This window comes from Pseudoalteromonas sp. 2CM39R, assembly GCF_023161845.1.
On record NZ_JALNTM010000019.1, the window covers coordinates 109,173 to 123,368 of the forward strand.

The following is a 14,196-nucleotide window of genomic DNA, read 5'->3' on the forward strand; positions in this document are numbered from 1 at the left end:
GCATTTATCAGCCCCTACTTGGGGCTTATATGGCTAGGGAAGTATGCAGAAAATTTTAGTTTTATTAGTGTTTTTAGTTTCCTGCATTGTAAGAGCAGAAACCGATCCTTGTGAGTCAAACCAATACCCAGTTAAATGGAAATCCAATTTAAGCCACCCTGAATCTTTCGAGTTACCTGCTATTTTCTATAAAACTAACAACTCAAAAGTTATTGTCTCTGTTTCAAAAGCAATAAACTTTGTTGAGAAAAATATGGCAACTCATAAACCTTATTTAAAAAATGCAAAAGCATTCATAATTCGTAGCTTGTCTGAATTACCCAAAAACAAACTTGTTGATAATTCAAGCCTTTGGATACCAACTGAAGGATTGCAAGGGCAAGAATTAAATAAAGCAATTCATGTAATGGCAGGTTACCAAGGCTTATTCGAAGGCTTATTATTAAACAATGAAGCATCGATAAGAATTAATGAAATATTGATTACCTCATCTAATATAGTTTATATGATTGGTAAAGACCCAGAACCTGTCCATGGTTTGGATTATATCCATAAACTTGTTGTTTCAAGCTCTAGTAACATAGTATTTTCTAAATGTTGGCTTGACAGCAAATAGATATATAACAAGTTACTCAAAAGGACGCAAAAGCTTGGCTTGCGCTCCTTCGTTGCTAATTTTAGCCAAGCTTTATCCGCCCTCTATACGGCGTTAGGGTTACAATCAGACAATGAAGTGGACTGAACCTTGGGTTAAATCAATCCAAAATCAAGAAAGATATAGCCTTATTTCAAAAGGGATCTTAATCAGTTACCTTCTTTGGACGTTGTTTTTCGTTTTTTTGGCAGTTGTAAGTCTGTTGACTAAAGATGACTTTATCAATCATCTGGTTAAAACTATTTGGATTGCGCCTGTAGGAGGTTTCATTTTAGCTTGGGGCATGTACACGATCAGGTGGTTATCACCAGTGAAAATTGATTCGGGCCCCAAAGGTCTTATTAGAATCAAAGCAGATAATATAACTTCGATACCTTGGGATCTGATATCTTCGTATACGTTTATTGTTGACGGCATAGTTTTTAAGTTTACAGATGATAGTGAAATTACATTTTTATTACCTAAAGATATAGATCGAGATTTAATAGCAAAAGAACTTGAAGCACACACAATCAAAAAAGGTGCTTTATAACCTTAACAAGGTAATTAAATCGAACACAAAATATCAGGCAGTGTACGCTCTAAATTGTAGCCTGCTATTTTGTTCCGTTTATCACGGCGTTAGGCATCAAGGAAAGTATGGACGATAATATTAAGGTCGGAGATTGGGTCAGAAGCTATGGTTCAGGGATATGGAGAGTTCATCGAATTCTAGAACTCAATGATTTTGATATTCAAAGTCAAACAAACAAACCTAGAACTGTTGTTTTCTCTTCACGCTTTGTAAACGACGCTTATAAGCGATCTTTTGCAACAGAATGCTGTGCTTCAATATTTGTTTATCATTTGCAACAAGCCGAGCAAGATGAGCTCGATTCATTTATCAATCAAAATCCTGATTTATATACTAAATTCAATGCTTATAAACCAATACCGATTAACGCTATCTACAACGCAAAAATAAATATTCCAGTTTCAAAAAGTAAATCTGAGTTAGAAGATTTCTTAATTAGTTACCAATCATTATTTTTAGAGCAACTCTTTTGTCAGTTGCATTCTTCAGGTTTAGCATCAAGTGATAACAAAGGTTGGACGGCACAATTTGTAGCTAAAGATCACGAGGCTGTTGATGGCAAACTAGTGTATAGCTTTTCAACGTTATTAACGTTTTAGATTTTATAGAAACTAAGAATAGTATGTAAGTGTTTGATAGGGATAAGGAAAAATGGTCGGCATAGCAGGATTTGAACCTGCGACCCCTGACACCCCATGACAGTGCGCTACCAAGCTGCGCTATATGCCGACGTTGCAAGCCATAGTACGGCTTTTTTTATAAAAATCAATATCTCCGCTGTTCGATTGCCTGTTAATTGTTCAGGCAATCGGTATTAAATCAATGGGCTAGAGGTTAATCTAGCCAATCGTTGATCGTTTTGTACATAAAGTCGCGTATTAATGGTTGAGCATCGGCATTAGGGTGCAGGTTATCGTTTTGCATAAGTTCTGGACGGCCTGCAATACTAAGCATGAAAAAGGGCATGAGCTCAGAATCTGTTTCATCGGCAATGGTTTTAAAGCTATCGGTGAAAAGTTTGGTATAACGCGGGCCATAGTTAGGTGGAATTTGCACTTCCATTACGGCGGTTTTCGCCCCGATTTGTTGGCTTTTTGTTATTAAATCACGTAGGTTAGCTTGTAGGCGTTTAATAGGGAAACCTCGTAAACCATCGTTTCCGCCAAGCTCAATGAGTACATGAGTGGGTTCAAATTCGCTCAGTAACGCGTCGAGTCGTCTTAGGGCACCGCCTGTGGTTTCACCGCTAATACTGGCGTTTACTAGGTATACAGATTGCTCTTTTTCATCGTACTTATCTTGTAACAATTTAACCCAGCCTTGCTCTTGTTTAAGACCGTAAGCGGCGCTTAAACTGTCACCTAAAATTAAAATTGTGTTGTCAGCTGCTGCCGTAAGTGGTTTGATTACTAACAGTAAAACGAATATAAAACGTAGGATTGGATGCATCATATGTCAGCGCTTTCTCAATTAAACATCATTCAAGTTAAAGGACTTTCTAAAACAGTCACCACGGTTGAGGGCGACCTGACCATCCTCAGTGACATCAGCTTTAATGTCAAGTCGGGCGACTCAGTTGCAGTGGTAGGCACCTCAGGTTCGGGTAAGTCTACTTTATTAAGTTTATTAGCAGGCCTTGACCAATCTACCGGTGGTAGTATCCATTTAGATGGAGCCGCATTACACGAATTAGATGAAGAAGCGCGGGCAGCACTTCGCGCTGAAAAAGTGGGCTTTGTGTTTCAGTCTTTTATGCTTGTACAAAGCTTAACAGCTCTTGAAAACGTGATGCTTCCTGCTGAACTTGCGGGTAGTGAAGATGCTAAACAACAAGCCCTAGAGCTACTTGAAAAAGTAGGTTTGAGCCATCGCGTGGGTCATTACCCGTCGCAATTATCTGGCGGTGAGCAGCAACGTGTAGCAATTGCGCGTGCATTTATTGGCACACCTAAAATTTTATTTGCCGATGAACCGTCAGCCAACCTAGATAGCAAAAACGGTAAGTTAATTGAGTCTTTATTATTTGAATTAAACAAAGAGCACGGCACGACACTTATTTTAGTAACCCATGATGAGCAGCTTGCACAAAAGTGTCAGCAAATTTTACATATCGAAGCAGGGCAGTTAGTAACTGTAAAAGAAAGCGAAGGAGTGCAAGCGAATGTGGGCTAAATTAGCACTAAAACTGTTTTCACGTGAGTTTAAGCGTGGCGAATTAACAGTGATCAGTGCAGCAATTGCCTTAGCTGTTCTCACTGTTTTAACATTGTCTATGGTTACCGACCGAATTGGTCAAAGTATTGAAGAAAAAAGCAGTGCCTTTATTGCCGCTGATCGCGTTTTAGCAAGTAACCATGCTTTACCTGCTGAGTTTTTAGAACAAGCCAACCAAGAAAACTTACGCACCGCTAAAATAACCTACTTCGATACCATGTTATTTGCCGGTGACGAAATGCAACTTGGCTCGGTTAAAGCGGTATCAAACACCTATCCGTTAAAAGGTGAGTTAAAAGTAAAAACCAGCCTGACTGACCAACCAAAAGTAACAACCGAGATCCCTAGTCGTGGTGAAGTGTGGTTAAGTGAATCTGTGTTTTATGCGCTGAATATTAAAGTGGGCGATAAAGTAGAGCTTGGCGCTGCTACGTTTACGGCTAGTCATGTTGTAGCCGAAGAGCCTGATGCACCGTTTAATGTGTTTTCAAGCAGCCAGCGCATTTTAATCAATGAAGCAGACATTGCTGTAACAGAGGTAATTCAGCCGGGGAGTCGGGTGTTTTACCGTCAACTTTATGCTGGCGACAAAGACAATTTAGATACCTTTTATGCGTGGTTAAAACCACAGATGAAAGAAAACCAGCGTTGGTATGGTGTTAAAGACCGCCAGTCACCTATTTCTAATAGTTTAAATCGTGCCGAAAGCTATTTATTGCTAGCTGGTTTGCTAGGCATTATTTTAGCTGCTGTTGCTATTGCGGTATCGGCAAAACGTTACTGTGAACGTCAGTACGACCCAGTTGCTATGATGAAAACGCTTGGCGGTAGCCGCGCGATGATCCGTAAAATTTATTTATTACATTTGAGCCTTGTATGTTCAATGTCGGTGATTGTCGGTTTACTGATTGGTTATGGTTTACAAGCGGTTGCCACTGATTATTTGGCACAAACCATGGGCTCAGCATTGCCGAGTGCATCGGCAAAGCCTTGGATCATTGCGATTAGCACGGGCTTGATTTGTGCGGTTATGTTTTCAATTAAACCGCTACTCGATTTATTTGATATTCCGCCGCTGCGTGTACTCCGTCGTAACTTAGGTGACCGTTTATTAGTAAGTAAAGTGCACCTTACTATGTCGGCCCTTACTGTGTTTTTACTGATGTGGTTATTTAGTAACAACATCAAAATTAGTGCAATTTTGTTCCTTTCGACGGCATTTTTAATTGCGGTGTTATTTGGTTTATCAAAGGTTATTTTTGGTGGTGGTCGTAAACTTGGCTTGAGTCCGGGCAACAGTTGGTCATTGGCGATTGCGTCAATTCAAAAGCGTGCCAATGTGAATGCGGTACAATTAATTAGCTTTGCGTTGGCTATCAAGTTATTACTGTTTTTAATTGTACTTAAGAACGACATGATTTCGGATTGGCAGTCTCAGCTTCCTGAAAATGCCCCTAATTCATTTTTAGTGAACATTACTGAGCAAGAGTTGGAGCCAATAACTAGCTTCTTAGCGCAAAACGATATGCCAACGTCTGATTTCTATCCGGTTGTTCGTGGCCGTGTAAACGCCGTAAATGGTGAGTTGGTTGCCCGCGAAGTATCGCAAGAAGACAACGAAAAGAAAGACGAAGAAGCCCGCTCTGGTATTGGTCGTGAGTTAAACCTAACTTGGCGTAAAGACTTGCCTAATCAAAACGAGCTTATCGACGGTACTTGGTTTAGTGAAGACTCAGTAGCCGAGGCATCGGTAGAAGAGTCGATGCTTGAACGTCTTGATGTACAAATTGGCGATACGCTTACTTTCTTAATTGGTGCGCAGTCGTTTGACGCAAAAATTACCAGTGTACGTAAGGTTAATTGGACCACACTTAAACCTAACTTCTTTATTATTTTAAGCCCTGATGTACTAGCGAGTTTTCCTGCTACTTATATTTCATCAGTGAATGTAAAAGCAGAGAAAAAACGAGAGTTTAATGAGCTAATGCGTCAATACCCTACGGTTAACGTGATAGATGTTGAGAGTTTCATTAAACAAATTCGCTCAACCATAGAGCAAGTATCGTTAGCTATTGGCTTTGTACTAGCGATTGTGGTTGCCTGTGGCGCTTTAGTACTGATTTCACAAGTGCAAGCAAGTTTGGGTGAGCGAATGCAAGAAATTGTTATTTTGCGAACTTTAGGTGCGAAAGGGCGCTTAATTAAAAATGCGACCTTATATGAGTTTTTACTATTAGGCGTTACAGCAGGTTTAGTCGCAGCGATTGTCAGTGACATCGCTCTGTTAATAGTGCAAAAACAAATGTTCGATTTAGCAGGTAAGTTCCACCCTCATATTTGGGTGATTGGCCCAGCAGTCGGTGGCTTATTTGTGGCATGTTTGGGCTATTTGATGATAGCCCGCACAATGCGAAAAAATACCCAAGGCTTATTACGCTCGCTCGCGTAAAAGTCACTTGAAGGTTGACTATAAAATGCTCGCAATTGCGGGCATTTTTTATGAATTGCAATTGGTTACTGGTAATTTATACAGTGCTCTGGCATTATTAACCGCAGATAATAATGATAATAGACGGTTCAGTTAGTTGGCGATTATTTTAGGGATTGATCCTGGTTCACGATTAACAGGGTACGGCGTGATTGCTCACCAAGGTGCTAAGTTCACTTATTTAGGTAGTGGCTGCATTAAATTGGCTGATCACGATTTTCCGGTACGCTTAAAAATGATTTACCAAGGGATCAGCCAATTGGTAGAGCAATTCTCACCAGACAGTTTTGCTATCGAAAAAGTGTTTATGGCACACAACCCAGACTCAGCGCTTAAACTCGGTCAAGCACGTGGCGCTGCTATCGTTGGTGCTTCAATGGCAGAGCTGCCAGTTTATGAATATTCAGCTAGGCAAATTAAGCAGGCCGTTGTAGGCAATGGCGGCGCCGATAAGTCTCAAGTACAGCATATGGTTAAAAACATTTTAAAGCTGCCAGGTACCCCTCAAGCTGATGCCGCAGATGCCTTAGCAATTGCTATTTGTCATGCACACTCAGAACAAAATTTAATAAAACTTGCGGGCAGTGCGAGCAAAACCGTAAGAGGACGATTAAGGAAGTAATATGATTGGTCGATTAAATGGCTTACTAGTAGAAAAACAGCCGCCAGAAATTCTTATTGAAGTAAGTGGTGTGGGCTACGAAGTGCAAATGCCGATGACCTGCTTTTATGATTTACCGGCAGTGGGTGAGCAAGCGGTTATTTATACTCATTTTGTGGTACGCGAAGATGCCCAGCTATTATTTGGCTTTAACAACAAAACCGAACGCGCTTTATTTAGAGAGCTTTTAAAAGCCAATGGTGTTGGGCCAAAACTTGGTCTAGCTATTTTATCGGGTATGTCGGCGCAGCAATTCGTAAGTTGTGTTAACAATGAAGATGCAACAACACTGGTTAAATTGCCGGGCGTTGGTAAAAAAACGGCTGAGCGTTTAGTGCTCGAAATGAAAGACAGACTCAAAGATTGGGGTAATGACTTATTTACACCATTTAGCGATAATGCGGTCATTGAGCCATCAAGTGATGATACCCTAGTGGCAAATAATGCTGCCGATGACGCTGTATCAGCACTAGTGGCATTAGGCTATAAGCTACCGCAAGCACAAAAAGCGGTTAAAACCGTGAATAAACCAGATATGACGACCGAGGTTCTAATTAAAGAAGCTCTAAAATCAATGTTGTGAGTAAACCATGATTGAAGCAGATCGCTTAATAGATGCGAGTGAACAAAGTAACGAAGACAGTGTTGATCGTGCCATACGACCAAAGCTGTTAACCGATTACACAGGCCAGCCGCATGTTAAGCAACAAATGGAAATTTTTATCGAGGCCGCTCGCCATCGTGGTGAAGCGCTGGATCACTTATTAATATTTGGTCCACCGGGTCTTGGTAAAACCACACTTGCAAACATTGTAGCCAACGAGCTTAACGTTAATATTAAAACAACATCAGGGCCAGTACTCGAAAAAGCAGGCGATTTAGCTGCGCTTTTAACGAACCTTGAAGAAGGCGACGTACTGTTTATTGACGAAATACATCGCTTGAGCCCGCAAGTCGAAGAGATTTTGTATCCCGCAATGGAAGATTATCAGCTGGATATTATGATAGGTGAGGGCCCCGCAGCACGCTCAATCAAGCTTGATTTGCCGCCATTTACTTTAATTGGTGCAACAACTCGTGCTGGCTCACTCACCTCACCACTTAGAGACCGTTTTGGTATTGTTCAGCGATTAGAGTTTTATTCTGTTGAAGACTTATCAAAAATTGTTGCCCGCTCAGCAAGCTTTTTAGACTTAACCATGTGTGATGAAGGTGCAACAGAAATTGCCAAGCGTTCACGCGGTACACCGCGCATAGCAAACCGTTTATTACGCCGCGTTCGTGATTACACCCAAGTGAAATCAGACGGTAAAGTGAATGCCACAGTTGCAGAGCAAGCCCTCGATATGATTGATGTCGATAAAAGCGGTTTTGACTATATGGATAGAAAGTACCTGTTAGCTATTATCGAAAAATTTATGGGCGGCCCAGTTGGCCTTGATAACCTAGCGGCTGCCATTGGCGAAGAAAAAGAAACCATTGAAGATGTGATAGAGCCGTTTTTAATTCAACAAGGCTTTATTCAGCGTACCCCCCGCGGACGACTTGTTTCAGACATTGCTTATTTACACTTTGGGCTAACGCCAGAGAAATAACTAAAACCCCGCGAAGCGGGGTTTTTTGTAGTTAGATATCGGAAGTTAGACATTAGAAGTTAGATTTCAGTTGACCGAGAGGGTGGTTTTATTTGTGTAATTAAACAAAAAGCTTGCCATAGATGAGACAGGTTTTACTTTGTTCTAACCACTAACCACTAACCACTAACCACTAACCACTAACCACTAACCAGTGGGTTGTTGTCTCATTTTAACATCTGTAATTCACATGCTGTTAAGTTATCGGTAGGTATTCTCATTGGCGTTTGTGTAGGCAAAAAAAAGCCCGCATAAGGATGCGGGCAAACAACAAGTTGAAGGAAGTAATCCAGGGAACTACGGTCTACTTGAATAAGGTTTTATCCCGATTTAAGTAAACCTAGAGCAATACGAAACTTCATATTGCTAAAAACGGAGCTTGATGAAAGAAACTTTCATGAGGTTGCTAGCTCGGTATAGGTAAATAATACGCAATGATGGATTTTTCTTCAAACTAGAAAAATTTTATTTTCAGATAAAAAAAACTAATGCGAGCTAAAAATTGAATTGTTTTCTTTTTGTTCACTTTGTAACTATTTTGTTTTTAACCTTCTGAATAAAAGGGTTTTTATAAATTTTGTGATCTTTATTCAGGATTAGTTTAAGTATTCTGTAGTAGATTTGCAAAAGTGCTTTTGGGTGTTTATGCGTAATTTATGAATAAACGTCGTGTTTTTGCCTGTTTTGGTTGCTTTTGAGAGCTATTCTAGTGACTTATTATTAAGGTGAAAATATGCGTAAATGTGTTGATAAAACCTAATATGGCTAAAAAATAACTAAGCAAATTGCTTTTTACCGTTATTTGCCGCTAATTCACAGCAAGAGCGTTGTCAGTTTATAACTGACTAGATACACTAGATGTAACTTTTGGCCATGATTGTGGTCAATAAATGCAAGTGTAAAAAATATAACAAATTACATAGAAATCTATTTTAGGAGTTTAACGTGGGATCAGGGCTTAACTTTTTAGATCTTATTCTAGAAGCCAGTGTACTTGTCCAGCTAGTAATGTTGGCATTAGTCGGTATGTCGGTAATGTCATGGGCAATTATTTTTCAACGTAAAAAAGCGATTTCTGATGCACTTAATGGCGCTAAGCGTTTTGAGCAAAAGTTTTGGTCAGGTATTGATTTAAGTAAATTATATAACGAAGTATCTGCTCGTCCTGGTGGTGCATCAGGTGTTGAAGCATTATTCGTTGCAGGATTTAAAGAGTTTGCACGTCATAAGAAAAATACATTTCAAAGTGCAGGCATCGTAATGGAAGGCACACATCGTTCAATGCGAGTTGCGCTATCGCGCGAAGTTGAAAAGCTTGAGTCTAGTTTATCGTTTTTAGCAACAGTGGGTTCAATTAGTCCTTACATCGGTCTGTTTGGTACGGTATGGGGTATCATGAACGCATTCATCGCGTTAGGTGAAGTTAAACAAGCAACACTACAAATGGTAGCGCCAGGTATCGCCGAAGCGCTGATTGCAACTGCAATGGGCTTATTTGCTGCAATCCCTGCTGTAATTGCTTACAACCGTTTTGCTAATAAAGTAGAAAAGCTTGAAGGTAATTACATTAACTTCATGGAAGAATTCGCCAATATTTTACACCGCCAAGCAGCTGCGCAAATAGAGGCTAAAGCGAATGTATCAGCGTAAGAAACGTCGCCCTGTAGGTGAAATAAACGTAGTACCTTACATTGATGTAATGTTGGTACTACTAATTATATTTATGGCAACTGCGCCACTCATTACCCATGGCGTAAAAGTGGACTTGCCGAAAATGGAAGAATCGGATTTAGTTGATACTAAAGATACACCGCCTATCATTGCGTCAATTGATGCTGAAGGTAAGTACTATGTAAGTATTGGTACTGATCCAGAAGCACCAATGGAAGCGCTGGATGTTGCGGCGGTAATTAAACTTCAGCTACAAAAAAATCCAGATACACCTGTGATGATTAAAGGTTCTGGCCGTGTTTCTTATCAAGAAGTACTGCTGCTTATGGACTTTTTGAAAAATGCCGGTGTGCCTTCAGTGGGTCTTATGACCGAATCATTCGAGGGGACGAAAGGCTAGTATGGGTGCATCAGTAGTAAAATCGGTTCTTTTGCACCTTGCAATAGCAGGTTTATTAGTAGCAACAGCTAATTTTCATATGCCAGCGCCTAAGGTGATGGAAGTAACGCTGAACCCTGCTTTACCAGAGCCTGAAAAAGCCGTTGCCGCAGTAACGGTTGATCAGCAAAAGGTTGAGCAGAAAATTGCCGAGCTTAAAAAGCAAGAAGAAGCAAAAAAACGAGCCGAAGCAAAACGTATTCGTGACCTTGAGCGCCGTGCAAATGATGCACGTAAGCAACGTGAAGCTGAAGACAGACGCCTTAAAAAGCTAGAGCAGCAACGCCGCGCGAAAGAGAAGGAAAAAGCAGAAGCAGAAGCACAAGCGAAGAAAGCACGTGAAATTCAAGAGAAAGAACGAGCTAAAGCGCAACAGGCTGAAAAGCAAAAGCAAGAAGCTGAAGCCGCAGCGAAAGCTGCAGCTGAAAAACGTAAAGCTGAAGAAGAGGCGTTAAAGAAAGCGGAAGAAGAGCGTAAGCGTAAAGCTGCCGAAGCTGAAGCTGAACGTAAACGCAAAGAAGCTGAAGCAGAGCGTAAACGCCAGCAAGCATTGCAAGAGCAAATGCTACAAGAACAATTAGCTGCTGAGCAGGCTGCACGTAATAAAGTGCGCCAGCAACAAGTAGTGGGCGAAGTTGAAAAATATAAAGCGTTAATTATGGCGCGCATTCAACAAAACTTCTTAAAAGATGAGAAGATGAAAGGTAAAGAATGTCGTCTTAATATTCGTCTTGGTTTTAATGGCTTAGTGACTCAAGTAAAATCACTGGGCGGAGATACCTTGGTATGCGAAGCTGCAATGCGTGCGGTGCGTATGGCAGACACATTGCCAGTATCAAAAGATCGTGAAGTATTTGAGCAACTTAAAAATATTAATTTAACAATAGCGCCTCAATTTTAAAGGAATGATATGTTTAACCAGATAAAAACAGCATGTTTTATTGTATTACTGGGCTTTCATGGCATTGCCAGTGCTGCACTAGAAATTGTGATCACCGATGGTATTGACGGTGCACGTCCAATTGCGATTGTACCTTTCCAGTACAATGGTGTAGGAACTATCCCTGAAAAATTAAGCTCAGTGATTGCAGCTGACTTAATGCGTAGTGGTAAGTTTAAGCCAATTGATGTGAACACAATGCCGCAGCTTCCAGCTACTGACACCGACGTTGATTACGGCGCTTGGGTTAATAAAGGCGTTGAAGCGGTTCTTGTAGGCCAAGTAGAGCAGCAAACAAATGGCCGTTACTTAGTTAAGTATGAGCTTATTGATGTTATTCGTGGTCAAATTACCGGTGGCGAAACGCAAATGATGAGCAATGGCCGATTAGTTAAAAGCCAAGATCACATTTTAGACGCACGTGAAAGTGTAATTGCTGAAACAGGTTTTCGCCGTTACGCGCACCGCATTAGTGATGTAGTTTACGAAGCGCTAACCGGTGAAAAAGGTGCATTCTTAACGAAGATTGCTTATGTCATCGTTCGTGATGGTGAATCTAAGCCTTACCAACTAGTTGTTGCTGATTACGATGGTTTTAATGAGCAAGTGTTACTTCGCTCTAAAGAGCCATTAATGTCACCAGCGTGGTCACCTGATGGTACTAAGCTTGCGTACGTAACATTTGAGAATCGTCAAAGCCAAATTTACATTCAAGATTTATACACAGGTAAACGTGAGCTGATCACAAGCCATCCTGGTATTAATGGTGCACCGCAGTTCTCGCCTGATGGTAAAAAGTTATTATTAGTACTTTCTAAAGACCGAAATGGTGCAACAGAAGTATATGTTTTAGACCTTGCAACTCGCAAAGAAAGACGTCTTACAAACCACCGTAGTATAGATACTGAACCATCTTGGTTCCCTAATGGGCAAGATATTGTGTTTACGTCTGAAAGGGGTGGTAATGCCCAGATTTATAAGTTAAATTTGCAAACTGGTAGGTCAAAACGCATGACGTTTGACGGAGATATGAACCTAGCAGGTTCGGTTTCTCCAGACGGAAAAGAATTAGTGATGGTGAACCGTACCAACGGTCAATACCATCTTGCTAAGAAAGAGCTAGCTACAGGCGCGTTCCAAGTATTAACTAGAACTCGCTTAGATGAATCACCGAGTATCGCTCCAAACGGCTCGATGATTATCTACAGCACGCTTCATAATAATAAACAGGTGTTGGCGTTAGTTTCTATGGACGGTCGCTTTAAAGCACGCTTACCTGTGCTAAACGGACAAGTAAAGGCACCAGCTTGGTCGCCTTATTTACAGTAATTTTACTGGTTTACTCAATATAGGAATCAATTAAATGCAACTTAATAAAACTTTAAAAGGCCTGCTAATTGCTGTGCCAGTGATGACATTAGCGGCGTGTAGCTCTTCTTCAGGTGTTGACGAAGGTGCTGCAAACCAATCTAACCAAGGTATGGTTGAGCAATCAAACAACACTGATACTGTTGAAGTTGCAACGCTTACTCCAGAGCAACAAGCTGAAGAAGCACTTCGTGAAAAGTACGAAGCGTTACGTCAAGAGCAAATCATTTACTTTGGTTTTGATAACGCAAAAATCCAAAGCAAATATGCTGAACTATTACAAGCACACGCTGAGTTCTTAGTACAAAACCCTTCAGTTAAAGTACTAATCGAAGGTCACGCAGATGAGCGCGGTACGCCTGAGTACAACATCGCACTAGGTGAGCACCGTGGTCAAGCAGTAGAAAAATACCTACAAAGTTTAGGTGTTTCTGCTAGCCAAATGTCAGTAGTGAGCTATGGTGAAGAGAAGCCAATGGTTAAGTCTCGCACTGAAGAAGCGTTCGCGAAGAACCGTCGCGCAGTATTAGTTTACTAATAAAGAGTCATTATGAAGCCGAAAATTATTTTGGCAGCAATGATCTTAAGCGGGAGCACCCAGTTATGGGCTGCTCCCGCTCCTGTTTCAGAAGCTGCAAGCTCGCAATCGAGCATTGAGAAGCGTTTAGTCGCTTTAGAAAACATGATGAAGTCACGTAATTTATTGCAAGCTGAGCTTCAGCAGCAGCTTAATATTTTACAAGACGAAGTGAGCCAAGTACGTGGTATTACTGAAGAGCAAAGCTATAAGCTTGAAAAAGTATTACAACGTCAGCGTGAGCTTTATCAAGAGATTGAGAACCGTGTAAGCCAAGCTTATAGCCAGCCTGCTGCAACACAAACTCAACCTACTAACACTTATACGGATGTGGGTGCATCACAGGCAATCAGTTCAGACCTATCTGAAAACGAAGCCTATGACCGTGCAGTGGCGTTAATCATGAAAGATAAACGTTATGAGCAAGCAATTCCTGAGTTCCAAACATTCTTAACTACTTACCCTAATTCAGTGTATGTATCTAATGCGCATTATTGGTTAGGTCAGCTGTTAACAATTCAAAACGATCAAGCTGGTGCAACTGAGCACTTTAAAGTAGTTGTGAATGAATACCCTAATTCTAATAAGCGCCCAGATGCGATGTTAAAGTTAGGAACCTTATTAGCGGATCAAGGTTTAGGCGAGCAAGCCCTTAAAACTTTTAATGATTTAATTAATCAGTACCCAAGTACTACCGCTGCAAAATTAGCCACAGAACGTCTGTCGCAAATGTAGATTTGACCTGATTAGACTGCTTTTTGACATAAGCGGTCTAAAATTAGGCAACTAGACATAAAAACTTAAAAAAAGAGATATTTTCTGTTGCACTCAGCATTTAAATAAGTATTATAAGCGCCCGCAGCAGGCGATTGGTAACAACAGCCAAAATGCGGCAAAAAGAGCGGGTCATTAGCTCAGTTGGTAGAGCAGTGGACTTTTAATCCATTGGTCGATGGTTCGAGTCCATCATGACCC

The 14,196-nt window shown here is 40.8% G+C and carries 15 protein-coding genes and 2 tRNA genes; 15 read left to right on the forward strand and 2 right to left on the reverse strand.

Annotated features, from left to right (window positions below):
• Window positions 1–43 precede the first annotated feature (43 nt).
• The 3 genes from MTF66_RS30250 to MTF66_RS30260 all read left to right on the forward strand — a co-directional run bounded on the left by MTF66_RS30250 (window position 44) and on the right by MTF66_RS30260 (window position 1,828).
• Entirely contained in the window at window positions 44–616 is a 573-nt protein-coding gene (locus MTF66_RS30250) for a hypothetical protein (protein WP_248529478.1), read from the forward strand.
• 112 nt (window positions 617–728) lie between these two features.
• Window positions 729–1,187 carry a hypothetical protein gene (locus MTF66_RS30255; RefSeq protein WP_248529479.1) on the forward strand — a complete coding sequence of 153 codons (459 nt, stop codon included), beginning with the start codon at window positions 729–731 and terminating at the stop codon, window positions 1,185–1,187.
• Between the two features lie 107 nt (window positions 1,188–1,294).
• Window positions 1,295–1,828, forward strand: coding sequence for a hypothetical protein (locus tag MTF66_RS30260; RefSeq protein ID WP_248529480.1), 534 nt, complete (start codon window positions 1,295–1,297; stop codon window positions 1,826–1,828).
• 53 nt (window positions 1,829–1,881) lie between these two features.
• Here MTF66_RS30260 and MTF66_RS30265 read toward each other — a convergent pair.
• A tRNA-Pro gene (locus MTF66_RS30265) sits at window positions 1,882–1,958 on the reverse strand.
• Window positions 1,959–2,063: 105 nt separating this feature from the next.
• Window positions 2,064–2,681: an arylesterase gene (locus MTF66_RS30270; protein ID WP_248529481.1), complete on the reverse strand. Its 618-nt coding sequence runs from the start codon at window positions 2,679–2,681 to the stop codon at window positions 2,064–2,066.
• On the opposite strand from MTF66_RS30270, the gene MTF66_RS30275 reads away from it, so the two are divergent.
• The 12 genes from MTF66_RS30275 to MTF66_RS30330 all read left to right on the forward strand — a co-directional run bounded on the left by MTF66_RS30275 (window position 2,682) and on the right by MTF66_RS30330 (window position 14,196).
• Entirely contained in the window at window positions 2,682–3,401 is a 720-nt protein-coding gene (locus MTF66_RS30275; protein ID WP_248529482.1) for an ABC transporter ATP-binding protein, read from the forward strand.
• Window positions 3,391–5,892: an ABC transporter permease gene (locus MTF66_RS30280; protein ID WP_248529483.1), complete on the forward strand. Its 2,502-nt coding sequence runs from the start codon at window positions 3,391–3,393 to the stop codon at window positions 5,890–5,892. Before MTF66_RS30275 ends, MTF66_RS30280 begins: the two co-directional genes overlap by 11 nt.
• Before the next feature lie 136 nt (window positions 5,893–6,028).
• Window positions 6,029–6,553, forward strand: a complete 525-nt coding sequence (gene ruvC, locus MTF66_RS30285; RefSeq protein WP_054561285.1) for a crossover junction endodeoxyribonuclease RuvC — start codon at window positions 6,029–6,031, stop codon at window positions 6,551–6,553.
• Window position 6,554: 1 nt separating this feature from the next.
• Window positions 6,555–7,175 carry a Holliday junction branch migration protein RuvA gene (gene ruvA / locus MTF66_RS30290; RefSeq protein ID WP_055198696.1) on the forward strand — a complete coding sequence of 207 codons (621 nt, stop codon included), beginning with the start codon at window positions 6,555–6,557 and terminating at the stop codon, window positions 7,173–7,175.
• Between the two features lie 7 nt (window positions 7,176–7,182).
• Window positions 7,183–8,187 (forward strand): Holliday junction branch migration DNA helicase RuvB, encoded by a 1,005-nt coding sequence (gene ruvB / locus MTF66_RS30295; protein WP_054553011.1) that lies wholly within the window; start codon window positions 7,183–7,185, stop codon window positions 8,185–8,187.
• Between the two features lie 984 nt (window positions 8,188–9,171).
• Window positions 9,172–9,876, forward strand: coding sequence for a protein TolQ (gene tolQ / locus MTF66_RS30300; protein WP_054561288.1), 705 nt, complete (start codon window positions 9,172–9,174; stop codon window positions 9,874–9,876).
• The gene (tolR, locus tag MTF66_RS30305; protein ID WP_054561289.1) at window positions 9,863–10,297 is read left to right on the forward strand and encodes a protein TolR; all 435 of its coding nucleotides are present in this window, start codon (window positions 9,863–9,865) and stop codon (window positions 10,295–10,297) included. Before tolQ ends, tolR begins: the two co-directional genes overlap by 14 nt.
• A 1-nt stretch (window position 10,298) precedes the next feature.
• Entirely contained in the window at window positions 10,299–11,237 is a 939-nt protein-coding gene (gene tolA, locus MTF66_RS30310; RefSeq protein ID WP_058584820.1) for a cell envelope integrity protein TolA, read from the forward strand.
• Window positions 11,238–11,246: 9 nt separating this feature from the next.
• Complete coding sequence (gene tolB / locus MTF66_RS30315) at window positions 11,247–12,605, forward strand: Tol-Pal system beta propeller repeat protein TolB (RefSeq protein ID WP_248529484.1); 1,359 nt, start codon at window positions 11,247–11,249, stop codon at window positions 12,603–12,605.
• 34 nt (window positions 12,606–12,639) lie between these two features.
• The gene (pal, locus tag MTF66_RS30320; protein ID WP_054553016.1) at window positions 12,640–13,182 is read left to right on the forward strand and encodes a peptidoglycan-associated lipoprotein Pal; all 543 of its coding nucleotides are present in this window, start codon (window positions 12,640–12,642) and stop codon (window positions 13,180–13,182) included.
• A gap of 12 nt (window positions 13,183–13,194) precedes the next feature.
• Window positions 13,195–13,956 carry a tol-pal system protein YbgF gene (gene ybgF, locus MTF66_RS30325; RefSeq protein WP_058584822.1) on the forward strand — a complete coding sequence of 254 codons (762 nt, stop codon included), beginning with the start codon at window positions 13,195–13,197 and terminating at the stop codon, window positions 13,954–13,956.
• 168 nt (window positions 13,957–14,124) lie between these two features.
• A tRNA-Lys gene (locus tag MTF66_RS30330) sits at window positions 14,125–14,196 on the forward strand.